The 21,963-nt window shown below is 65.9% G+C and carries 28 protein-coding genes; 19 read left to right on the plus strand and 9 right to left on the minus strand.

Annotated features, from left to right (window positions below):
* Positions 1-176: 176 nt before the first annotated feature.
* The 6 genes from ACWCSD_RS14470 (at position 177) to ACWCSD_RS14495 (ending at position 3,641) form a co-directional block, all read left to right on the plus strand.
* Positions 177-401, plus strand: coding sequence for a hypothetical protein (locus ACWCSD_RS14470; protein ID WP_449915165.1), 225 nt, complete (start codon positions 177-179; stop codon positions 399-401).
* 445 nt (positions 402-846) lie between these two features.
* The gene (locus tag ACWCSD_RS14475) at positions 847-1,056 is read left to right on the plus strand and encodes a hypothetical protein (protein WP_449915168.1); all 210 of its coding nucleotides are present in this window, start codon (positions 847-849) and stop codon (positions 1,054-1,056) included.
* A gap of 321 nt (positions 1,057-1,377) precedes the next feature.
* Positions 1,378-1,647, plus strand: coding sequence for a transposase (locus ACWCSD_RS14480; protein ID WP_449915171.1), 270 nt, complete (start codon positions 1,378-1,380; stop codon positions 1,645-1,647).
* 241 nt (positions 1,648-1,888) lie between these two features.
* Entirely contained in the window at positions 1,889-2,236 is a 348-nt protein-coding gene (locus ACWCSD_RS14485; RefSeq protein WP_449915174.1) for an integrase core domain-containing protein, read from the plus strand.
* 94 nt (positions 2,237-2,330) lie between these two features.
* The gene (locus ACWCSD_RS14490) at positions 2,331-2,939 is read left to right on the plus strand and encodes a hypothetical protein (protein ID WP_449915177.1); all 609 of its coding nucleotides are present in this window, start codon (positions 2,331-2,333) and stop codon (positions 2,937-2,939) included.
* 186 nt (positions 2,940-3,125) lie between these two features.
* Positions 3,126-3,641 (plus strand): hypothetical protein, encoded by a 516-nt coding sequence (locus ACWCSD_RS14495; protein WP_449915180.1) that lies wholly within the window; start codon positions 3,126-3,128, stop codon positions 3,639-3,641.
* A gap of 212 nt (positions 3,642-3,853) precedes the next feature.
* Here ACWCSD_RS14495 and ACWCSD_RS14500 read toward each other — a convergent pair whose 3' ends face one another.
* Entirely contained in the window at positions 3,854-4,273 is a 420-nt protein-coding gene (locus ACWCSD_RS14500) for a tyrosine-type recombinase/integrase (protein ID WP_449915182.1), read from the minus strand.
* A gap of 59 nt (positions 4,274-4,332) precedes the next feature.
* Between ACWCSD_RS14500 and ACWCSD_RS14505 the strand changes: the two genes are divergently transcribed.
* From ACWCSD_RS14505 to ACWCSD_RS14515, 3 genes are all read left to right on the plus strand, one after another.
* Complete coding sequence (locus tag ACWCSD_RS14505) at positions 4,333-4,995, plus strand: hypothetical protein (RefSeq protein ID WP_397155070.1); 663 nt, start codon at positions 4,333-4,335, stop codon at positions 4,993-4,995.
* Positions 4,996-5,853: 858 nt separating this feature from the next.
* Complete coding sequence (locus ACWCSD_RS14510) at positions 5,854-6,267, plus strand: DUF2809 domain-containing protein (RefSeq protein WP_449915184.1); 414 nt, start codon at positions 5,854-5,856, stop codon at positions 6,265-6,267.
* 299 nt (positions 6,268-6,566) lie between these two features.
* Positions 6,567-6,863, plus strand: coding sequence for a hypothetical protein (locus tag ACWCSD_RS14515; protein WP_449915187.1), 297 nt, complete (start codon positions 6,567-6,569; stop codon positions 6,861-6,863).
* A gap of 185 nt (positions 6,864-7,048) precedes the next feature.
* Here ACWCSD_RS14515 and ACWCSD_RS14520 read toward each other — a convergent pair whose 3' ends face one another.
* From ACWCSD_RS14520 to ACWCSD_RS14530, 3 genes are all read right to left on the minus strand, one after another.
* Entirely contained in the window at positions 7,049-7,525 is a 477-nt protein-coding gene (locus tag ACWCSD_RS14520) for a hypothetical protein (RefSeq protein ID WP_397155064.1), read from the minus strand.
* A gap of 137 nt (positions 7,526-7,662) precedes the next feature.
* Complete coding sequence (locus ACWCSD_RS14525; protein ID WP_449915189.1) at positions 7,663-7,923, minus strand: hypothetical protein; 261 nt, start codon at positions 7,921-7,923, stop codon at positions 7,663-7,665.
* 471 nt (positions 7,924-8,394) lie between these two features.
* Positions 8,395-9,294 carry a site-specific integrase gene (locus ACWCSD_RS14530; RefSeq protein ID WP_449915246.1) on the minus strand — a complete coding sequence of 300 codons (900 nt, stop codon included), beginning with the start codon at positions 9,292-9,294 and terminating at the stop codon, positions 8,395-8,397.
* 591 nt (positions 9,295-9,885) lie between these two features.
* Between ACWCSD_RS14530 and ACWCSD_RS14535 the strand changes: the two genes are divergently transcribed.
* On the plus strand, positions 9,886-10,155 hold the full coding sequence (locus ACWCSD_RS14535; RefSeq protein WP_449915191.1) for a hypothetical protein: 270 nt from the start codon (positions 9,886-9,888) through the stop codon (positions 10,153-10,155).
* Here ACWCSD_RS14535 and ACWCSD_RS14540 read toward each other — a convergent pair.
* The 3 genes from ACWCSD_RS14540 to ACWCSD_RS14550 form a co-directional block, all read right to left on the minus strand.
* Positions 10,135-10,563, minus strand: a complete 429-nt coding sequence (locus ACWCSD_RS14540) for a hypothetical protein (protein WP_449915194.1) — start codon at positions 10,561-10,563, stop codon at positions 10,135-10,137. The genes ACWCSD_RS14535 and ACWCSD_RS14540 overlap by 21 nt on opposite strands.
* Positions 10,564-10,567: 4 nt before the next feature.
* Entirely contained in the window at positions 10,568-11,578 is a 1,011-nt protein-coding gene (locus ACWCSD_RS14545) for a CehA/McbA family metallohydrolase (RefSeq protein ID WP_449915197.1), read from the minus strand.
* An 808-nt stretch (positions 11,579-12,386) separates the two neighbouring features.
* Positions 12,387-12,725, minus strand: a complete 339-nt coding sequence (locus ACWCSD_RS14550) for a hypothetical protein (RefSeq protein ID WP_449915200.1) — start codon at positions 12,723-12,725, stop codon at positions 12,387-12,389.
* A gap of 411 nt (positions 12,726-13,136) precedes the next feature.
* Here ACWCSD_RS14550 and ACWCSD_RS14555 point away from each other — a divergent pair, with 411 nt between their 5' ends.
* The 6 genes from ACWCSD_RS14555 (at position 13,137) to ACWCSD_RS14580 (ending at position 17,788) form a co-directional block, all read left to right on the plus strand.
* Positions 13,137-13,637: a SigE family RNA polymerase sigma factor gene (locus ACWCSD_RS14555; protein WP_364333359.1), complete on the plus strand. Its 501-nt coding sequence runs from the start codon at positions 13,137-13,139 to the stop codon at positions 13,635-13,637.
* Positions 13,634-14,413 carry a hypothetical protein gene (locus ACWCSD_RS14560; RefSeq protein ID WP_449915203.1) on the plus strand — a complete coding sequence of 260 codons (780 nt, stop codon included), beginning with the start codon at positions 13,634-13,636 and terminating at the stop codon, positions 14,411-14,413. The genes ACWCSD_RS14555 and ACWCSD_RS14560 overlap by 4 nt, the downstream gene beginning before the upstream one ends.
* Before the next feature lie 251 nt (positions 14,414-14,664).
* The gene (locus ACWCSD_RS14565) at positions 14,665-15,210 is read left to right on the plus strand and encodes a GrpB family protein (protein WP_449915206.1); all 546 of its coding nucleotides are present in this window, start codon (positions 14,665-14,667) and stop codon (positions 15,208-15,210) included.
* Between the two features lie 183 nt (positions 15,211-15,393).
* A complete protein-coding gene (locus tag ACWCSD_RS14570; protein ID WP_449915208.1) occupies positions 15,394-15,519 on the plus strand; it encodes a hypothetical protein in 126 nt (41 codons plus the stop codon).
* A gap of 184 nt (positions 15,520-15,703) precedes the next feature.
* Positions 15,704-16,033: a hypothetical protein gene (locus ACWCSD_RS14575; protein WP_449915210.1), complete on the plus strand. Its 330-nt coding sequence runs from the start codon at positions 15,704-15,706 to the stop codon at positions 16,031-16,033.
* 264 nt (positions 16,034-16,297) lie between these two features.
* Positions 16,298-17,788 (plus strand): hypothetical protein, encoded by a 1,491-nt coding sequence (locus tag ACWCSD_RS14580; protein WP_397155042.1) that lies wholly within the window; start codon positions 16,298-16,300, stop codon positions 17,786-17,788.
* Between the two features lie 7 nt (positions 17,789-17,795).
* On the opposite strand, the gene trpS is transcribed toward ACWCSD_RS14580, so the two are convergent.
* Positions 17,796-18,776 (minus strand): tryptophan--tRNA ligase, encoded by a 981-nt coding sequence (gene trpS, locus ACWCSD_RS14585; RefSeq protein WP_449915213.1) that lies wholly within the window; start codon positions 18,774-18,776, stop codon positions 17,796-17,798.
* Positions 18,777-19,119: 343 nt separating this feature from the next.
* On the opposite strand from trpS, the gene ACWCSD_RS14590 reads away from it, so the two are divergent.
* The 3 genes from ACWCSD_RS14590 (at position 19,120) to ACWCSD_RS14600 (ending at position 21,085) form a co-directional block, all read left to right on the plus strand.
* Positions 19,120-19,338, plus strand: a complete 219-nt coding sequence (locus ACWCSD_RS14590; protein WP_449915215.1) for a hypothetical protein — start codon at positions 19,120-19,122, stop codon at positions 19,336-19,338.
* 25 nt (positions 19,339-19,363) lie between these two features.
* Positions 19,364-20,254, plus strand: coding sequence for a permease-like cell division protein FtsX (locus ACWCSD_RS14595; protein ID WP_449915217.1), 891 nt, complete (start codon positions 19,364-19,366; stop codon positions 20,252-20,254).
* Between the two features lie 63 nt (positions 20,255-20,317).
* Positions 20,318-21,085: a class I SAM-dependent methyltransferase gene (locus ACWCSD_RS14600; protein WP_449915220.1), complete on the plus strand. Its 768-nt coding sequence runs from the start codon at positions 20,318-20,320 to the stop codon at positions 21,083-21,085.
* Positions 21,086-21,286: 201 nt separating this feature from the next.
* Here ACWCSD_RS14600 and ACWCSD_RS14605 read toward each other — a convergent pair whose 3' ends face one another.
* Entirely contained in the window at positions 21,287-21,883 is a 597-nt protein-coding gene (locus ACWCSD_RS14605; RefSeq protein ID WP_449915223.1) for a hypothetical protein, read from the minus strand.
* Between the last annotated feature and the right edge of the window lie 80 nt (positions 21,884-21,963).

The following is a 21,963-nucleotide window of genomic DNA, read 5'->3' on the forward strand; positions in this document are numbered from 1 at the left end:
CAAAAGCCCAGGTCAATGGCCTGGGCTTTTGATCGTTAGTGGGCCTTGTTCTGAGGGCGCGCCCGTTGCGTGCCCGATGTGCTGAGGGCTCCCCTTGCCAACTCGTCAAGGTGGCGGCTGCGCCGCCGCAGCCCGCGCGGTCCTCCCCGCGCGGGCGCCTGTTCTACGATCACCTCATGATCGGACGGACCATTTTCCTCGTATTAGGCACTCTCATCCTCCTGTTCGGCGGATTCGTTGGCCTCTTCGGCCAGGACGCCCACGAGGCAGGAACTCCGATTGCGCTGGTCGGCGTAGGCTTCATGCTCGGTGCCATTGCCATGGCGCTGGCCGAACTCCGGAAACAACAGCAGCCTCCGGCGGGGGCGCTCCGGCTCCGGGATGATCGCCGTGGGGAGTAACGGAGCCGTAGATGGCTGAGGTGGAAGCCTGATCATCCCGCCCGCCATCGACCCGGGACAAGCCGAGCAGACCAGGGCCACGGGGCCAAGGTCGTTCCTCCAGTGGGGGCTCCACCCTGTCCTCGTGGCCCTGGCCCGCTTCCCCTTCGGGCGGGCCGACGGCAGACGGGATGATCAGGCGAGCGGGGTGCGCGCGCCGCGCGGGAAACACCAGGTCACGGGCTTATCTCCGGGCCATTAGCGGGCCATTAAGGGCGGTAATGAGGGGCAACCACGGTCACTCAGGACCGACCTTCCGCCCAGCTCAGCGCCTCAGCATGCCGTGATCAATGCAGTTCCCAAGCTGGCAGGGGATACTCGGTAGCCTGGCCCCGTGGCGATCAGCGGAAGGACGATCGGGGTCTAAGCCATCTGCGTCGGACTCCTGCTACCGGTTGCCAGTTGCATGGCGACCGCGGGCACCTATCTGCCCTATCAGGACCCGACACCGGAGATGCTGAAGGAGCAAGCCGAGGCCATCGCCCGGGCGGACTTGATGAACTTCCGTGCGATGACGGCCGGCGCCCTGCTGACTCTGACGGGCGTCGCTCTTCTTGTCTACAGGACGATACGGCGACGTGCGGGTTCAACGACGAACAACACAGAGCGATCATGACTGACTCGGCCTCGCTGGATATGCGCGGGATGATCTTCCTGGGTAGAGGAAAGGCAAGAGCCGTACCCGGAGGTCAGAGGCCTGATGCAGCCGGGAACATTGGCCCGCTGTAAACCGTCGGCAATCGCGCGCCTTGCGACCTCGAACGGGACCAGAACAGACCGAGAATGCACGGACTTCACCATCGCACTGTCCGGCCGCCCTGGGTCATCGAACAGCTCCTGCACCACGAGTCGAGCAACGTAGGCCGAGGCTGAGGTGCCCAGCAGATTCCGGACAGTCGGCTACATAAGCTGATAGAAGTCTGGAAGAGGTAGGTACGTGACGAGGCGTCGCAGGCAGTTCTCGCCCGAGTTCAAGGAAGAAGCCATCCGCATGGTGCTGGAGGGCGATCGGACGGTCGCGTCCGTGGCGCGGGAGTTCGACATCAACGCCAGCACGCTGGGCAGCTGGGTGAACCGGCATCGGATCGCGAGCGCGCAGGAGGAGCGGCAGGCGCTCTCTGGGCCGGAGCGGGCGCGGATCCGGGAGTTGGAGCGGGAGAACGCCGAGCTGCGCGAGAAGCTGATCTTCCTGAAAAAGGCGCCTTAGATTCAAACGATCAACGCAACACTGCATGTGGATGGGTGGATCGTGGCTCGGATGGGTCGGCCGGGAATGACAGACGCGATGAAAGAAGACTTGTGGCGGCGGTGGCGCGCCGGTGAGTCAATCAGCGTGATCTCCCGGGCACTGGGCAAGCCCCCGGGGTCGGTTTTCACGGTGCTGAAGCACCACGGCGGCATCGCGCCGGTCGAGCGGGTGCGCCGAGCTGATCAAGGACGCGATCCGAATGGCCGCCGGCACCGGCTTGCTTCAGCCCGGCGCCCTGTTCCACACCGACCGCGGCTCGAACTACACCTCAGATGAGTTCGGCCGCTTTCTGGCCGGCCTGGGGATCCGCCGCTCGGTCGGTCGCACCGGCGTCTGCTACGACAACGCGATGGCCGAGTCGTTCTTCTCCGCCCTCAAGAACGAATGGCTGCACCGCTTCGTCTTCACCACCCGAGCCAAGGCAAGACGGCAGGTCATCCGCTACATCGAGGGGTTCTACAACCACCGGCGCCTGCATTCGGCGCTCGGCTACCGGCCACCCTTCGAAGTGCTCAACGAGTCCGTTTCAACCCCGGCGGCCGCATAGGCTGCGCCCACAAGACGGCTGTCCGGAATATCCGTGGCCCCTCAGGCCGACTTCCTGGAAAATTACGATACTGACCGCGGGAGGAGATAGCGCGATGGAACCCGACTACGTCCTCGCTGGCTATCGGGTCGCTACACGCGCGGATCGGCACGATTGGCAGGACGTGGGCCTTTCAGGTGCTGGTCTGGTGTCGCTGAGCGACTGCGTGGTGGACCTCGTGTCGGTAGATCCCAGTGGCTGGGACGACTGGTTCGCCGGCCCTCAGGAGGCCGAGATTGCGCGTGAGGACGCTGGTAGGCCGGGCTTGCACGTGCTCGGGGTCGGATTCGCCACAGCCGATGCTCCCGGACTGCTGGACGATATCGCCGATGGAGGCTGGGACACATCGGCCGGGAGCCTCCCGGAACGGCTGACTCGGCGCGAGAGGTTTCCCTACCGCAGCGGCCGGCGGTTGGGGTTCGAACTGGTCGGCTTCGACAGCGGGTGCTGGCACACCTGGACCTGCCTGGGCGGCCTCGTCGCCGATGTCTACCGAGCCACCGGCGTCCAGCCGGGGCCCTGGGGGCTAATCCAGGACGAGCAGGACGCGCGCCGGGCCGCTCAATGGCTCACCGACTCAGGTCTCGGTGACCCCAAGGTATTCCTCTGGGCTGCCGCACTGCTCACGGACGTCGCACAAGCGACCTTCCAGACCGAGGAATAGTGCAATGCTCGGAATAACTTCCTTCCACCAGCAGACCGAGGGCTCACTCGATGCCCGCCACCGGCTACGGAAGGTGCGTTTGCCTCAAGCGAGTCGTGCCTCTTCGTAATGTCAGTCGCCTGCCCTAGCGTGTCTACCTGCCACAAGGGGGCCATATCGCCGTGGACCCGGGACAGGAGTGCTTACGTGGGTGTCTTCTATGAGTACTACCGCGCTGCGGACCGTGTTGCGGCGACCGTCCAACCTGAGCATTCCCGCGAGATCGCCGATGCCTCGCGTGGAGTTCCGGAGTTCGATGTGGTGGTGACCAAATGGATCGACCCCGAAGTGGTCCTGGGTCAGCTCGTCGCGTTCGCCAGCCATGTCGACTATTTCCTGGGGCTGGTCGAGACGGTGGGGCTGTATCCACCCCCGGAGAGTGCGCCGCGAAGCGTCGAGGAGTGGGATGCCCTACCCGAAGACTCCCCGTACCTGGAAGGGCCCGGCATCATGGAACTGTCGGCGGAGGCTCGTGACATGCTCGCCGGTGTGGACGACGCCCGCCTGCCAATGTTGGCGGAGCAGTGGGCAGCCATCGAGGAATGCTCCCACTTCACCGCTGATAAGGACGGGTACATGTTGTCGCTCGCCAAGGATCTTGTCGGTCTGGCACGTCGAGCGAGAGAACATGACCAGCTGCTCTACTGCTGGATGTCCTTGTGACGAGCCAGTCAGCCGTGCCCGTTGCGTGCCCGATGGGGTGGGAAACAAGGGGGAACAGCAGGGAGTCACGGGTAACGCGATCAGTGCGCTGAGCTGTGTGTGCCCTGACGGAACGTGATCGGCTGCGTCTTTGCAAGCAGGATGTCAGGAGTTCGAATCTCCTAGGCTCCACTCATACAAAAGCCCAGGTCCGTGACCTGGGCTTTTGATCGTTAGTGGGCCTTGTTCTGGGGCCGTGCCCGTTGCGTGCCCGATGTGTCGAGGGCGCCCCTTGCCAGTTCGTCGGGCTTGCGTGCCACTTCGCGTTGGCGTTCGTCGGTGGAGTGCTGGTAGATGAGGGCGGCGCGGGTGCTGGAGTGGCCCATGCGTGCCATCAGCTCTCGCATCGAGGCGCCGGCGCTGGTGGCGAGGGTGTTGCCGGTGTGCCTCAGGTCGTGGAAGTGGATCTTTGATAGGTCGGCGTGCTGGAGGGCCTTGGTCCAGACGCGGCGGTTGACGTTGGTGTTGCGGAGTGGGCGGTTGTCGGAGCCTGAGGCCCGGTCATGCAGGGGGCAGAGGACGATACGACACCAGGGGCGTTCCGAAAACGTTGCAAGCGGAGATGGTGGCGCTTCCCTCTCTACGATCATCATCCGGGTGGGCAAGCACAACAAGACTGTTTCTTGGCCTGTGCCTTCGCCAAGCTGTTTCCGTGAACGCCACAAGTAGCGAGGTCTGGGATCCGTTCGGCACCCTCCACAACGCCCTCTGGATCGGAGGTGGGCAATGGGCCGGGAAATCCACCGTTGCCAGGGTGCTGGCCATCCGGTACGAGCTGACCGCCTATCACTACGACTACCACGACGCGCGCGCACACAATGACCGCCGGATCGCCCGTCGAGTGCGACTTGGCGAGCCCACCGCGGATCCTGACCCGGAGACCGTCTGGGTGAACACCACCCCTCAAGAGATGGCCGACGAGACCCTGGCCGGCTTTCCCGCGCGGTTCGAGTGGGCGTTGGACGACCTGCGCGGCCTGGTGTCGGGGCGACCTGTCGTTGCCGAAGGCTGGGGATTGCGTCCCGAACTGGTCGCTCCCATCATCGACTCGCCCTGTCGGATGATCGTCATGGTGCCGAGCGAAGCATTCCGTCAGCGCCAGCTCCGCGAACTGCCCCGTGCCGGCAGCCTCCGCCTCCAGGTGAGCGACCCTGAGCGAGCACAGGAGAACCGGCTTGCCCGAGACCGCCTCGTCGCCGATGAGGCGGTCCGCTCCGCTTGCCGCTTGGGCATCCGAGTCCTGGAGGTCGATGGCTCCGACGATGCAGAAGTCGTGGCAGACACCGTGGCCGACCACTTCAGCTCCTATCTGTAGCTCACGTAGATCGACGGGTCTTACAACGCAGGTACGTGTTGCCTCTCGTTTGGGATCCAGCGATGCCACGAGGACCTGTCTCGGAGTTACGGTGCTGATCCGCAGGTTCCGCGTTCGCGTCCGGAGATCTCCCTAGCGTTGGGGCTTTAGTCCTGTTGCAGATGGAAGGCCAAGTCGGGACCGAAGCAGTCGCCAGATGTAAAACCGTCGGCTCTGCCTAGAGGAGCTCAAGCCATTCGCCCTGCTTAACGAGGTAGGCGAACGGTTCAACACGCTCCTACGACACAATGATCTTGTGCAGCGATTCGATGCCGCAGGAGCAGGCCTGGTCCCTGGTCAACGGGTCCGGGTCCGAGTGACCCAGCAGTACCCATGGGGCGTCATGGTGGAGATCGTGGGTCACGAGGGCATCGGTGCATCGATCGATGGCGCGGCGATCGATAGTCCCTCCGGTGCTGGACGGGCGTGGCTTGGCGAGTATCCGGCTGTTGGGACGGAGGTGGACGCCGTGGTGCAAGAGATCCGTCGATGGAGTCCGCCGGCGTGGGCGCGTCTGACGATTCGATCTCAGGACCTTCACAGCTTTCAGTGGCTGTGCGATTTCTGCGGTACGCCCACTGTCCTCAGCCCGGCAGGGGACGGCGTGGTCATGGATGTCAGGAGCGCAGACGGCCCTGGCAGCCATACCGTCGTCACGCACCGAGAATGTCTGAGAAGCCGTCTGCATGAGTCGAGCAGCGAGCACGCGCGTGTCGACTCGGTGGGGCGGGGATGAGCGATGGCTGCATTCCGGATGAATCGTCCCTACGTGGGTCGCCGACCTGGCGCAATGAGCATGCGCCATAGGTGACGAGCTCTATGATCAGGTTCGTCCTGATCGTTGAGATTCGGAGAAGATGTAATCTCATGCGCCGCGCCATGGTCCTTCTGGGTGGCGTCGCCCTCGCCATCGGCGCGTTCGTCCTCTTCTACCGGGGCCCGGGACAACCGTTCATCCGCGGCTACGTGAGCGACGTCGGCGCCACCATGCTGGTCTACGCGTTCTTGGGGCTGCTGTGGCGCACCACCGCCGCACGCCGCGCCCTGGCCACGGCCGTGATCGCCGTCGCCGTCGAGTTCTACCAAATAGTCGGCATGACCCCGCCGGGGATCGGCGGTGTCCTGGTCGGTGCGTTCCCCGACCCATGGGACCTGGTCGCCTATGCCGTCGGTATCGTCGCGGCCCTGGTCTGGGAACACCGATTGGTCCGATCCGGTGATCAGGCCGGCTGACTCTCGGACACCACCTCACCGGCACGCTGACGGTACGGACGCCCCACAGCGGCGAGGTCATCGGGTTCGTCCTGCGCGGTGGCCAGCCGTCGCAAAGCAGGACCGCCGCATCTCGGGATAAGCCGACGCATTGCGTTTCTCTTGATCGCGGTCGGTCATTGTCGTGCTTCCAGGAGCTCCGGTAGTAACGGCAAGATCAAGGCATCACGTGACCATCGACCAGGATTTCCGATGTCCGCCTATCGGGACCCTTCTGGCTATCCGCCTGGATGCACCTGTCCGTCGGCCTGGAGTGTTGTATGGCCGCTTACACGTTCCTCAGCTCCGGCCTGCCGAATCTTCTCGGATCCACCAGCCAAAACGCCGCTTCTCTGATCACGGGAAGCGGCGTTCGTGCCATTAACGTGCTATTAGCCTTTGGCGATCTTCTTCTGTTCGGCTTCTACGCGAGCGCTCAGCGCGTCGGCGATTCTCTGGTCCGCGTCGCGGGTGGCGAGCGCTTCCGCCCAGTTGGCCTGGCGTCTGATGTTGCCGCCCCTCAGGAAGCCCTGCGCTTGCCTAGGAAGACGAAGGCGTCGCCCGGTGGGGCGACGTAGGTGGCCAGGTGTTCGGTCAGTACGGGGATGATGACTGCCGGGATGCTCACCGTCCGGCGTCCTACTCGTGACTTGAGCGGGCCCAGGCGCATCTCGCCGCCGTCAAGTGGCCGCCCGAGCGCGGCTACACGCTGCGCGTGCGGCCTGGGGGGCCGTTCTCGCGCCCGCGCTCGGATCACGCCTACTTACACCTTCCGCACCATGACGCCGGCCGCACGGACGAAGTCCTCCACCGCCACGCGGACTTCCGGAGTCAAAGCCTTCACCTCATCCGAGGTCTCGGCCTTGTTCATGCTCTTGACCAACTCCATGGCGTGGTTCGCGAGTCGTCTGATCTCGACATCCTCTGTGATCAGTTCTACCTGATACAGAGCCGTCCACCCCGCTGCACGTGCGCGCAAGACCTCATCCACCGCCGTGCGGTAGGCCTCGCTGTTCCTGGCGTTCTTGGCCCGCTCGCTCCAGGCCCGTCGTTGGGCACTGCGGAAGTCCAGGATTGTACGCGCAAAGTCGCTGTAGATCTTGATCTGCTCGCCTCGAAGCCTCTCCGCTCGAGCGAACCTTTCCGATCTATCGATGGAACGACGCTGGAGTAGAAATGTCATCAGAGAACCTAAGAGGGTCCCTGTGACCGCAATGATGGATGTGACGATCGCCGACATTCCCTGAGTTGACCACGAGGTGCTTTCGCGTGTGAAGCGCAGCCAGGTGCTCTTGCCTCCGGCGAGGGCGCCCCGGCTCTGGGATGGTCGTCGTGCCGGGTATCAACGCGGTACGGCTGCGAGGCCCAGCTACGGCGTCAATCGTCTGCGCGCACGCCCTGCTCTTGCGGGATGGGGAAGCCGTAGCGCTGTGAGATCTCCTTGAGGGCTTGGACGCAGGCCGACTGAACTGGCTGGTAGTTCGCGTAGTTCAGTTTCACGCTCGCGTATGGCTCGTTGCGACATGGTCCTCGACCGGAGGTCGTTCCGTGCCAGCCGCACAGGCCTTTGTATCCCTCTGTGCCTGGGTTGTGATTCTTGCGTTCGTAGGGCTTCACCCAAATCACGACGTCTGCCATGACTGCTGACGTTACGAGCCTTGTCGATGGCAGGGTAGAGAGCGGTTGCTGTACGAAGCCGTGAATTGCGAAAGCCGCCCCGGTCAGAGGTGGCCTACTGTGATAGATCCTTCTGTCTCCAGCGTTCTAAATGATCTTCGCGGCACTTGAGTGCCTTGCGCGTGTCTTCTCGTCGATCGTGTCTTCACTCGTAATGAAGGGGGCTGGGGTTCGAATCCCCAAGGCGACTTCCAGCTCAAAGGCCCTCCCGGATGATCCGGGAGGGCCTTTTTGACCTCCGTACAGCAGCGCCATACAGCAACCCCTGCAGCCGATGCCCATCGATGGGCTACGGATTAGGCTGATCCGGTGGATGTGACTGCCCTGGAGAATCTGCGCTTGGCGAGCGTGCTAGCAAGTCAGTTCACACATCGGTCTGAAGCCCCGGTCATAGGCGAGGTCTGGCTCAGATTCGAGACGTTGACTGTCAACCTAGGTGTGGCCGCTGATTGGGAACTCAGGATCGACCCCGAGGGGCCGGGGGAGGGCTACGTGATGGAGGAGCTGGGCAGTCGCGTGGATGTGATCACCGCTCCCGATGAAGTTCCCTTCGTGAGGTACATCGGTCAGCGGTTGCGGCGCTTGGTCGAGGAGTTCGATGACTTGTCCGGCCAACGCATGCGCATGGCCTTCGAGTTCGAGGATGGAGCTGTCATCGCCCGAAGTTGGGGAGGCGACTTGCAGATAGCCCACGCCTAGAACCGCAATGGCCACGGAGATCTGCGAGTGACGCAGGATGCGCATTGCCACCCGAGGGTGAACGCCCAGAGTGGCGAGCATCGAGGCGCAGGTGTGGCGGGTGTCGTGAACGCGGATGCGTGGGACACCGGCGGCGTTGCCACGTAGCTCGAATGAGCGGTTGAAGTTTCGCGGTTCGACGCGTGTGCCGTACCGGGTGGTGAAGACGAGCACTGAGTCCTTCCACTTGTCGCAGGCCTCCTTGCGAGCTCCCTCCTGGACCCGGCGTCGGTGCTTGAGCGCGGTGACGCACAAGGCCGGGAGTGGCAGCGAGGCGTCTGAGTCGGTGGTCTTGGTGGTGTTCCGGTGGAGCAGTTTTCCGTGGACGCGGTTGAGCTGCTGAGAGACCCACAGCTCTTGGCCGTCGAGGTTGATGCTGTCCCAGGTGAGGCCGAGGACTTCACCACGGCGGAGGCCGAGGACCAGCATGAGCACGAAGGCGGCGTAGAGCGGTTCGTCGATGGTCCGAAGGTGTTCAAGGAACGTCCGGGCATGCTGATCGCCGCGACCCCGAAGAGCGTGGTTCGTGGCGAGGCGCGCAGCAGGAGACCTGCCAGGACCACAGGAGGAACGACGAAGTCGGCTCCCCGGCAGATCCCGATGTTCAGCTCTGCCGCGCTGATCCGGGAGGTCTTCAGGATGACCGGCCCGGAGACGGCCAGGACCGCCCCGGCGCGGAGTGCCTCAGCAAGGAGGTTCGTCTCTGCATGGGGTGTCTGCCCCACGACAGCCTCTCCGTTCTCCTGCTTGCCGGCAGATCGACTCGGGCGACAGTAGCGGACGAAGGTCGTGATCCCGCAAACGCGATGACAGCAGCCCTGGCAGCAACGTCCCCGTACACGGGCTCACTGCGACGACCGTCCACCACCCTCTGAACACGGCGTCCGCATCAGCCTGGGCTTCTGATCTGGCGTTTGTCTGTGGGGTGCTGGGAGGGCAGCGCGGCTCGGGTGCGATCGGTTCGCTCCGAGGAGCTGTCCAGGTGGCTACGTGGAGGACGAAAGCCAGAGTCTCCCCAACTGTCCAGGGTGTCGCTACTGGTGGTCGACTTCTCGGAGTGGCGAATAGGGGACCGCGGCTGAGGGAGCGGAATTTTGCTGTGCTCAGTCGCCTTGGGCTGGGATTATGCCCTTTGCATGTCATATCGAGGCAACCCTCGATGAATGGCAGAAAGGTGCGTCATTAATGGTGCTTCGTGGGCCTAGCCCTAGTCAGCAGCAGGTCGTCGCGGCTGCCGAACATGCCTATGCGGCGGGGCGGCGGGTCTTCGTCGCCCGGTTCACTGCCCCTCTGGACAAGGCGCCCGAAGGAAGAACTCTCCCCGAGATCGGTGAGCTCATCGAGGAGATCGAGGGGCAGGGGTGGTACTTGGAGCACATGGCCACCAGTGTCCTGGTGGCCGCCTTCGGCCGCCGCCACGACAACATCACGTGCCTATTCCGTCGTGGTGAATGAGATGTGAGCGGCGGTGGCGTCGTCGTAGGTCTTGCCGCGGGGCCAGCGTTCGCCGTGCGGGTCGGAGTGTTCGGCGGTCCGGACTGTGGTGATGAGGTTGGCCGGCCCGTGCTGGTCGAGTGTGTTCAGGGCTTCGCGCCAGGTGGCCAGGTGGAAGCGGTCGACGAGGCGGGAGGCGCCGTCGCTGAGCAGGGCGGCTGCGCGTACTCGGTCGGCGGGCATGTTGCCGGTGAGGGCCTGGTCGGCGGCGAGGGGATCGGTGGCGGCGACCCAGAAGCCGCCGTCGCGGTTGCGGTGGGAGCGCAAGGTTTCGACGTAGCGTCGGTGGGCCGAGACGTGTGCGTCGCTGCCGGAGTCGAGGGCGTCCATCTCGGCTCCGTAGTGGGCGCCTACCTGGGCTCCCTTCATCGTTTCAGCTCAGGATGATGGGGTTGGTGAGCGCCGCCATGTGTTCGTTGGGATGACGCACCTCAACGCGGACGAAGGACGATTCCTCCACATTGGTATGCCACTCCAAGACGCCTGATCCATCGCCTGGCAATGCTGCGCGGTGCACCGCCCCTCGATCGGTGTGAAAGCTGACAGTGCCGGACGGCACACCACGGACGTCCACCCGGACCACAGCCGGTTCGCCGTAGGTATCCAGCCGCCCCCCGATATCGGCGCTGCCATCACCAGCAGAGACTTGGAGCGACAGCTCAACCGTGGCCGATTCGGCGATCCAGCTCCGGCCGGCACGGATGCCGGCGAGGACTGCGTCAGCACTCAGTTCCTCAGCCAGCACGACGGTGTGCGGTCTGCCGATCTGGCCCTCCAGATGGGTGTCGCTGTTGCCCATCGCAGGTCGCCAGCGTCCACGGCGGATGTCGACGGCCAGGCCCCGGCCCCATTCGGCCAGTGCTGCCGCATTGTCAGCCTGCCAAGGCTCATCGGAGATCCATAGCCCGTTCCACACCTCCACCACATCAAATCCCTCGAACGGGTACATGAAGCCGCCAGAGGGGTACGGCGCGTACGGGTGGGCCGCCACGCATAGGCCACCAGCCTCATGTACCTGATTCAGATGCTTGCCGATCACGTCGTCGCGGACGCCGTACCGCCAGTCGACCAGCTGCCCCGGATTGATGCCGAGCGCCAGCCAGTGCCCGGTCTGGCTGGTGGCCTCCTGGCCGATGATCACCAGCAGGTCGTCGCCGACGAGCGAACCCCACGCACCATGCGCATCTGCGGTGTTGTGCTCAGTGGTCGCGATGAAGTCCAGCCCCGCCGCACGAGCGCCGGCCGCGAGCTGCTCCGGCGTCAGCTCTCCACCGTTCGAGAGAACCGAATGCACATGGCAGTCACCTCGATACCAGCCACGCTCCTGACCAACCACCCGCTTCGGCGGGAACTGCGATTCCGACGTCCCAAAGTTCGTGACCATCCCGGCAGCGTATTCACTTCGCAGGAGAAATCCACAAGTGAGTTCGTCGAAATTTCGTGCTGCTTCGCGTTGACGTTCGTCCGTGGAGCACTGGCAGTTGAGGGCGGCGCGGGTGCTGTGTGGCCCATGCGGGCCATCGGCTCCCGATCGAACGGCGGGACATCGGGCCGCCCCGCACGTATGAACCGAACGCTCCAACCTGGCCCAATGCCGTCGTACAGATGCAGTCTTGACGATCGCCACGCGTAGTTGGCCGTCGCACATTGCTGGGGCGGTGTGATTGCGGTCTGCTGCCAAGCTGAGGCATGGACCAGTCGGGGCGTAGATACGGCAAACTACGCACTTTCGGATCGTGGATCAACGTGGGATGCTCTCGACACGACCGCGGTAGGGACGAGGTGAACGATGCTCCATACAACCCCACCCACCGAGTCGGACAAGATCGATACCCTCCGCGTGTGTGGCACCGTTGTCCTGGTGCTGGGCCTGGCTCTTTGCGTAGGAGCCCTGTTCTTCGCAGATGGTGAGCCCCCTGGCAGGTCCTTGGAGTCTTCACGCTCGTGGTCCTGGTTGGGTTGACTCTGCGCATTGAAGCGGCTGTCCGTCACCGTTAACCGCTCCAGGTTCCTAAGTACGTTCGATGGTCTTGGGCTCAGGTATGCGCGGTTCGAGTTTCCACCGCAGGTCGACGCTCAGATTTTGGGGGCCTTGACGACTGACTCCCTATAAGCCGTCGGCGGTTCGACATGGGGGCGAATCAGGGGGCTGGTGGGGGAGTCGCGGGGAACGCGGTTGAGCTACAGCGCGCCTAGCACTTCGCCCAATAGATCATCCGACCGTACGAACGCAGCATCGTCGAATCAGGTGGCCCGTCATGGATTCGTGACTCGATGAGGGGGCCGTCTCCAGAGAGAAGAGCGTCGAGCTCGAAAATCGCATCCTCGATGTCCTCGTCGAGTTCACTGGTACGGCGTCGAACCCAGAAGTGCAATCCGACGCGATCCGTCTCCACGCAGACTGCGACGGCAATGACGTCAGCGGAAACAAGGCCCAATAATGCTTGGACCGCATCCAGAACTATCGCGTTCTCTCGCTCAAGTTCCTCTGAACTGGTCATGGGCGCACTCCAGTCAGGGCTGACCGACATGATCACAGCGTATGAGGTGCTGCTTGAGCAGCGACGATCCGTCGAAGGTGCCTTCGCCAGGGGCAGTCCCCGCATCCTGGGGAGTACGACCACGATCCTCCCAGAGAGGTCAGGCCAGTATTCTTCCGGTCTGATCCACAGGGTCCAGGTCGCCTGGCTGCCCTGAGACTGGTGACGGTCTCCGGTGCATTCAGCGCGTCCTCGGCGCCGCGCCCGAACGCCTACGGTGGGCCGTACCCATGCGGGGAAACGCGAGCGGATACGCGATAAGCGCCTTGGGCGTCGATGCCACCGGCAGTTGATGATCTACGCCTGCCCGGCCTCGACGTGAGCGCTCACCGCGGCGCCTGTCATCCGTACGTGCCACCCACGTTGTAGTCATCGCCGGAGACGACGAGACGGAGATGACTGATGGACGACGGGTTCGCCAAGTACGTGGCGCATCGCCATCTACGGCTGTGCCGGATGGCGTACCTCCTCACCAGGGACTGGGGCACCGCCGAGGACCTGGTGCAGACGGCGTTGGCCAAGGCCTGGGTGGCCTGGCGGCGGATCGAGGGCAACCCCGATCCGTACGTCTATCGCATCATCGTCAACACCCACGCCACCTGGTGGCGTCGGTTGTGGCGTGGCGAGGTGCCGGTCGAAACCCTGCCCGAGACGGCCGACCCGCAGGACCACGCGGCCGCCGTGGGGGACCAGGCGGCGCTGTGGAAGGCCATCGCCACGCTGTCGCCCCGTCAGCGGGCGGTGATCGTCCTGCACTATTTCGAGGGACGGACGCTCACCCAGATCGCCGACATCATCGGCTGCTCGCTGGGCGCGGTCAAGAGCCAGCTCGGCAGGGCGCTGACCCGTCTGCGCGTCGATCCGGACATCCGCACCATGAATCTGAAGGAGCTCCAGCGATGAGGCACACGGAGAGCAACCTGCGCACGCTCCTGGACACGTACGCCCATGACGCGACCAATAAGGAACCGGTCCCCCACCTCGACGCGATCGTCCGCCGAGGCCGCCGGATGCGGCGGGTCCGGCGTTCGCTGAACGTCGGGGTGCTGGCCGTCGCCACCGTCGCTGCCGTCATGCTGACCGGCCCCGACCGGACCGACCAGGCCGCGGTGGCCGCGCCGCCCAGCTCGGCGCGGATCCAGACGCCCCCGGAGCTGCCCAAGACGTTCCCCGTGGTGCTGGGAGCCGAGAAGTTCACCCTTCCCCTCATCCACACCCAGCGCTTCGGTACGACAGGCGTCCGCAAGAGCGTGACCTTCACGCCGACGAGCTTCTCCACCGGTTACAAGGTGGTCTGTGCTGATCCCCGAGCATGGGTCGTCGTTTCGGCCCCGCTCAGGAGCGGTGAAGCGGGCGGCACGGCCGGGCGGTGCGGAGCCGGGGTGGGCGGCCATCACGACCGGCTGTCGGCACCGACCAAATGGCTCAAGGGCCGGCAGACGATCCAGGTATGGGTTTTCCCCGCGGACGCCCCCGTCATCAGGGTCGCCGAAGAACTCGGCCGCTGCCGGCCGTCCCGGAAGGGGGCGACATGCGACGAGCCGGCGGCCGGCGCCTCGCTTTTCCGCCCTGACGTGCTCGAACGCCTCTCGGCGGAGGTCGGCGAACAGCCCGGCGAGTGGGCGGTCGGCGTCTATGACCGCCCAACCACCGTTGATCGCGGCCACCAACCCTCCTGACCACGGGGCACGAGGTCGGACGGCGTCCCGCCCGACAGGGGGCACCGGAAGAACGGCACCGCGGCCCTCACCCCGCCCGCCGTCCGGGCGCGCGGCGGGGGCCGGTCCCGGACGGTGGCTCGCCGGCGTCTGTGCCGGGTCGATCGGGGTGTAGTGGATCACCGCGTGTTCGGCCCGAACGGAACGTGGCCGGCAGTCGGACTTTCCTGCGCACCGCTCATGCATGCCTGTCCGCCCACTAGGCTCCAGCCGTGATCGCGATAGTCGACTATGACCCCACATGGCCGGATCGGTTCGAGGCGCTGCGCAGGGAGTACGCCGAGGCGCTGGCAGCCGCCGAAGTCGCCGTGATCTCCATCGAACATGTCGGCAGCACGTCAGTCCCCGGGCTGGCCGCCAAGCCGATCATCGACTGCGACATCGTGGTGGCGGAGCAGGATGTCGCCGCCGCCACGGACGTCCTGATCGGCCTGGGGTTCTCGCCGTTGGGCGAGCGGGGGATCCCCCAGAGATGGGCCTTCAAGGCACCCGCACGACTCGCCGGGACCCACACCTACGTCATCGTCGACGGTTCGCTGTCCCTCCGCAGTCATCTCGCGGTCAGAGACACCCTGCGGACCAACGCGAGACTTCGCGACCAGTACGCCATGGTGAAGAAGCACGTTGCCGGGAACGCCGCCGACATCGACGACTACGTCCGAGGAAAGAACGCGACGGTCCAGGCCATCCTCGCGGAAGCCGGCCTGACCGACGCTGAACGAGCCTCGATAAATGCCAACCAGATGCCGTCCCAATAGGGGCTCGACGTGCACGACCGAGGTCAGGTGTGGTCCGCGTACGCCATGTGGATCCCACAGTCGCGACACCTGAACAGGCAGCTGCTCGGGTGGGAATTCCTTGCCGACGCCGCCACCCCGAAAAATGCAGCTGATGCCCTTACCGTGAGAGCCCTGGGGAACGCCGCTTTCATACTTGCAGCGGTGGTGACCGCTTTCGATCTCATTTTCCAGCAAGAGCTCTCCACCCATGCTCTCCTCGGGACGCTCATCTTCGCTGGGATCGGTGTCGGGCTTCGCATCGAAGCCGCGATTCGCCTGCGTGATTGACGGCCTGTCCCGCTGCCGAGCTGCCTGTAGGCGTCGCATGGGAACAGGCCAGCCGATGACGGTCGGCCGGGCGTGGTAGGTCATGATGCCCCTGGCGGGTTACCGAAGAGCAGAGGGCGTTTCGATGGCTGTGCGCAGGACGGACCCGCCTTCTCGGCGTGAGGGAGGAGCAAGGAGCGGGCTCTTGGGCCCCGCCCTGGTCAATCTCGCGCTCGGCGTGCCCGCGACCCTGCCGCTCGCCCTGGCGTGGTGGCTGCTGACCGAGTACCTGCCGATGGACTGCCGGAGCACGGAAGACCTCGCCAAGCCGGGTCTCGTCAACTGCAACTACACGACGCTCGATCACGCGGGCGTCGTCATGTTCCTCCTGGCGGTGACCGGCGCCGTCATCCTGGCGCTGGTGGTCGTGGTCGACGTGGTTCTCCCGGTCCGGCGCGGGCGGGGGCTTGCGGCCCGGCTCGGCACGGCGGTGCTCGTCCCCCTTCCGTTCGCGGTCTGCCTGGCGCTGCTCTGACGCCGGGACCCGGGCCGTCCGTCGGCAGAGGGGAAGGTGCTCAGCTGAGGTCGGCGGTGACCGCGGCGAGTTCGCCGCGGGAGGCGACGCAGCGCCGCGCTGCCCGCCGTACGGCGCTCGTGAACAGAATGGCCCGGGATGACGTCTGGGGCCCGCCTGTACGACGGCGAGCCGCGGGCTGGAGTCGGCAGCCTGCTTTCCCGCCTTGACCGCTGCCCTGCTTCGCGCGAGTTGTGAATGCCCACAAGCTCGGGCAATGTGGCCGTGATCATGCTGCTCAGCCGTGAGAGGCCGCCCGTGTACGTGGTCTATCGATCCTGGGACCAAGGGATGTTGGGAAAGTCGGTCCGGCGCCTGGCCGAGCCGACGGTCCTGGAGTGGGTCCGGAACGTTTGGAGTGATACCGCGGCTCAGGACACCCATGACCGGCTCATGCGGGAGCTGGGGGCGAATGTCCATGGGCTGGACTGTCTCTTCTCGGAGGGTGGTCCGGTCCCCGCGACCATGCAGGAGCTCCGCACTCTTGCCAGAACGCGGATCCCGGACGTCTATCAGTGCAACGTCGACGAGCACAGCGTTCGCGTGCTCGCCAACGGGCTGGACTATGACGTGGCCTACTATCTCGTCGATGACGCCGCGGTCGCGGCGGATCCGGGGCGGTGGGCCTTCGCCGTGCACGACGGGCCGCTGCCCGAGGTGGCTGATGCCGTTGCGGGCGCCACGACGTTCACGCCGCCGCTGCGGGTCACCGAGCTGACCGAACGATCGCCTGCGGAGGCAGGGTGCGTCTTCGCGGTACTGCTCACCTGCAAGGCGAGGCACGACAGCATCGGCTGGAATCCCACTCACGTGTTGCCCGGTGTACGACTGTCGCGATTCGGCGCGGCGCTACGGGACCTGGACGCCTCCACCGAGGAGTGGCCCGAAGAGCTGCGTGTTCTGCGTGTGCTGGTCGCGCCCGGCGAGGACGGCGTAGTGGCCGCGCTGGAGCGTTGCAGCCGATGGCCCGAGCATCCGCGGGGGTCGGGCGAGGAGCATGCCCTGCCTCACTCGCATGCCGAAGCGCTGCGGCTCCTTGAGACTGATCGCGACGGGACCGTTGTCCGGACGGGTGAGCACGTGGCCCAGATGTTCGTCCACGGCGGCCACGGGACGTACGAACAGTGGTTCTTCTTCGACGACCGATGGGCCGGCGCCTACCCTGAGCTCGCCTCGTCGCTGATCTGGTTCGCCTACCACTGGGATCCGCTCTGCTCAGGTGATCACCTGCACCTCACCCCCTGCTCCGACAACCGGGTCCGGTACGTCGCCGTAGTGGGGGACGACGGCCAGACACACGTACGACAGGCGCTACCCCTCGACGAGGCACGCGTGGGGGACCTGCGCCGCTGGTCCTACGAGAAGCGGCTGCCAGGCCATCCGATGGCCGGAGAAGTGCTCGGCACAGTGGAGATCCAGTTGCAACAGCCGTCACCGGACACGTGCAGGCTCACTGAGTTCAAAATCACGCGCAGCCGTCATGGGCAGGCGGTCGCCGGTCTGCTCGGCCGACGCGTCCGTCAGGATCTGCAAGAGGCCGGCATCAGCCGCACCACCGGTTGGCTGCCCCAGAACAACCTGTATTCGCACGGTCGTCGTTTTCTGCGGGTGCTCGGGCGGATTTGCGAGGGCTCTGACGGGGTCCATGTCCTGATCGGCGGGGGGCGCGTGCCCGCCTCCGGTGCGGGGTCGGAGGCGGGCGTGGTGCGGGGTTGAGTCGCAGTCAGGCGGGGAGCAGGCCGATGGCTGCCTTGGCCTGACGGACCTTGGCGCCGGCCAGGTCGCGGGCTTGTTCGGCGCCGGCCCGCAGGGCCTTCTGGACGTGGCCGGGGTCTTCCGACAGGTGCAGGTAGCGGTCGCGGATGGGGGCGAGGGTGGCCACCACCGCGTCGGCCACCGCCTCCTTGAGCTCGCCGTAGCGGTCGAAGCGGGACGCCAGGTCCTCGGGGGCGTGGCCGGTGCAGGCGGCCAGGATGGCCAGGAGGTTCGAGACGCCGGGTTTGCGGTCGGGGTCGTACGCGACCGTGTTGTCCGCGTCGGTGACCGCGCGCATCACCTTGCGCCGCAGCACGTCGGGCTCGTCGAGCAGGCGCAGGGCGCCGCCCGGCGTGGCGGCCGACTTGCTCATCTTGTCGGCCGGGGACGTCAGGTCCATGAGACGGGCGGCCACCGGCGGGTTGACCGCCGTGGGCACGGTGAAGACGGGGGCGTACCGGGTGTTGAACCGCTGGGCGACGGTTCTGGCCAGCTCGACGTGCTGGCGTTGGTCCTCGCCGACGGGGACCTCGTCGGTGTCGTACAGCAGGATGTCGGCGGCCATGAGGATCGGGTACGTCAGCAGCGACATGCGGACCTGCTGCTGACGGCCGGACTTCTCCTTGAACTGGATCATCCGCTGGGCCTCGCCGTAGCCCGTGGTGCATTCGAGCAGGTAGTGCAGTTCGGTGTGTTCCGGCACGTGCGACTGGACGAGGAACAGGCAGGACTCGGGGTCGGTGCCGGCGGCGAGCAGCAGGGTGGCGAATTCCAGGGTTCGCCGGTGCACCTGGGTGGGGTCGTGGTCCAGGGTGAGCGCGTGCAGGTCGGAGATGAAGACGACGGTGTCCGTGGTGGTCTGACCGGCGATGATCGGCGCGATGGCGCCGAAGTAGTTGCCGAGGTGCAGGTCGCCGGACGGCGTGAAACCCGTGAGACGTCGTGGCATCGGTGGAGCTCCCTCAGGTCGGGAGCCGCCTGTCGTCCTGGATCGGCCGAGGAATGAGGACACCGACGGGCCGCCCGGGACGGGGCGGCCGCTTTGTCAGGTCTGCGCGGATGAGCAGTGCCGCCCGGTTAGGGGCGCCACCAGCCGAGAAATGAGTGGATCATCCGCATGACGCATACCGTACCACCCGGTTTGGAGCGGGCGGTCCGCCGGTCGATGAGTATGGTCAAACGTCTGGTGGTTCGGTGGGTTGGTCCGGGATCATGCTGCCCGTGGCGCCGTGAAAGGGGCATGGGCGCGGACCCCTGGCTATCTGCTGGGGACGGTCACGACCCTTTTCGGGGTGCTGGTCGCCACTCAGGCATGGGCCATGGGCGAATGGGTCGAGACCGGCCCGTCCGGGATAGGCGATCCGGAAGGCGAAAGCGTCCTGGCGTTTCTGGGCCTGTTCTCCGGTGCGGTGACTACGGTCGTCGGCCTGTCCATCCTGATGTTGCGATGGTCCGGCTACGATTCCTCGACCGCGCCGGTACGTCAGCGACGCCCGCGCAGGCGCAGGTGAATATTTTCGTGGTGCGAGGAGTCCGGTGAGACGTTGGTTCTGGCGGGTGCTGGTTGCGAGTGTCGTGGCGTTGTCGGGAATGGCAGGGCCGGCCGCGTCGGCCGAGGTGGAGCCCGGTCCCGCGGGCGTCGCCGCTGACAACGGTGAAATCGCGGTGTTCCTTTGTACGCCCTCCGCGCGCGGGTGTGACAAACGGTATGCGACGGCGAGACAGCGGCGCGAGATGGAGGCTTTCCTGAACTCCACGCCCGGCGTGACCGAGGTCCGGTTCGTGAGCCGGGCGGCGTCCTATGCGGAGTTCCGGCGGGAGTTCGCCGGTCAGCGGAAGATGCTGGCCGAGGTGCGGGCCAAGGACATGCCGGAGTCGTTCTGGATCCGGGTCTCCGAGGTGGCTGATCGGACTCGCATCGTGAATGCGGCGGATCGGCGGCCCGGGGTCGCACTGGTGGTCGATCAGCTGGAGACCCGTCGCGTGACCCGGCCGTACTGGAGTGTGGAAGTCTCCGTGTTCCTCTGCACGGGCGATACCTCCTTGCCCGAGTGCCGGCACGGGCGGGGAGGGGCGAACAAGAAAGCCGCCACCGCCAAGGAGAAGAAGGCGATCGTCGCCGTCATCGAGCGGATTCCCGGCCTCGAATCGTATGAATACGAGGACCAGCAGACGGCCTATCGCCACTTCGCCGAGACGTACGCGGACAATGAGACGTTGGTCGCGGCTACCAGGGTGTCGGACATGCCCGAGTCGTATCGGCTGTCGATACAGCCGGAGGTGAACCGAGGCCCCTGGCGTCACCGGCTCGCGAAGATGCCGGGAGTCAGCCAGGTGTGGGACCACGAGTGCGTGTCGCAAGGGGCGCGGCTCTGGTCCGAATACGGGCTGCAGGACGTCGAAGCCCTAACCCGGGAATGCGAGTAGCGGCGTCGACGCGCGAGCGTTCTGTTCAAGACCGGGGGGCGGCGTACGGCTGAGACTGCGCTCATGTCGCAACAGACCTTCACCCCCGCCCTCGGACGCCTGAAGTTCACCCGCCTGTACGACCCGGTGGTCGCCCTGACGCGGGAACGGATGTGGCGCAGCCTGGTGGCCATGCACGTCGCCCCCAGGCCCGACGACACGATCGTGGACGTCGGCTGCGGCACCGGTTCGCAGGCCATGCTGCTGCACCGCCTCGAACCGCGGGCCCGGATCATCGGCGTCGACCCCGATCCGGAGACGCTGGCCCAGGCGCGACGCAAGAGCAGGGCGAGCGGTACGGCCCCGGAATGGCGGCTCGGCATGGGGGACGCGCTGACCGGCCTGCTGGGGCCGGGTTCGGCCGACACGGCGGTGTCGAGCCTGGTCCTCCACCAATGTCCGCTTCCGATGAAACGCGCGATCCTCGCCTCGATAACGCCTCCATCGCGATCACCAGGCGCGGATCGAGCCCCCCGGGACGGCCGAGGTTCCGCCACCAGACGGAAGTCCTCCTCGCGGAGGGCATGCAGGTCGGCGGCCGCGGTGATCACCCCACCCACGGACGGGAAGCCGGGGCCGACGGTGGGCGGAAGGCCCGAGCCGGTGGGGGAGCTGCCTCCCGCAGCTGAAGGGCCGGAGCCGGTGGATAACCGATCGGGGGCCGGGGTGCAGCGGTCGCGCAGGGCGGACGCGTACGAGCACTGCGGCTCGACGAACCAGATGCGGACGTCCGGCGCCCCCGGCATGCGGTGCCGGACCATGGGCGGGATGATCAGGGCAGGCCCGCGATGACACGCCCCCCGCTCGTCGATGACGGTCACCTCGCCCTCCACGGCGGCCGTCACCTGGTAGGCGGCGTGACGATGGAGCGAGTTGTCCGCCGACGGCCCCTGGTACGTCGCGTACCCCTCACCGATGAAGAACCGGCTCGTCATCCCTCACCCCGCATCACCGAACCACCGCCCATGGTGCCGGAAATCGGGACGTGCGGGATCAGCTCCAGGTGGCGCGCTTGAGCACGCCGGCCAGCCCGTAGGTGTTCCAGGCGTCCACCACCAGGATCCCGGACCGCGGCAGGAACCACTCCTTCTCGTTCCACCTGGCGGTGGTGCGGCCGGTGTCGTTCGTCACGCAGCGATTCGGCCAGGTGGTGTACGTCGCCTTGTGCCCGGAGCCCACCGGCCGCAGCCCGCGGTAGGACGCCTTCTCGCCGGGATACCAGCTCAGGTTGGAGTTGAACGGGCACGGGATCACCCCGCTGAACGGATGGAACTGCTGCTTGCCCGTGTACGTGACGGACCCGCCGCCGACCGGCACGTTCGTGTAGTCCTTCGGGCCGAAGATCCAGAAGCTCTCGCAGTCGGGCGCGAACGGCTCCGGCTTCTTGCACAACAACCCGGTCACCACCACGACGTGGTCGCCGGACCGGTGCACCTTCCAGTCGGCGGGGATCCGCAGCGTCATGCCGCGGAAGGAGAGCGTCTTCCCGGCGGTGGAGGCCGACGCGAGGGACGCGGTCGCGGGCAGCACGGGCAGCGCGGTGGCGGAGGCGGCGGTCAGGGCGGCGAGGAGGAGAGGGAGCTTTCTCATGGTTCGGGAAGGTACGCACCCCCACTTGCGGAGGGCTGGCCATCCACTTGGAGGAGGTCCGTCGTGGGTGGGTATGGGGT

Source organism: Nonomuraea sp. NPDC001684, from assembly GCF_053596515.1.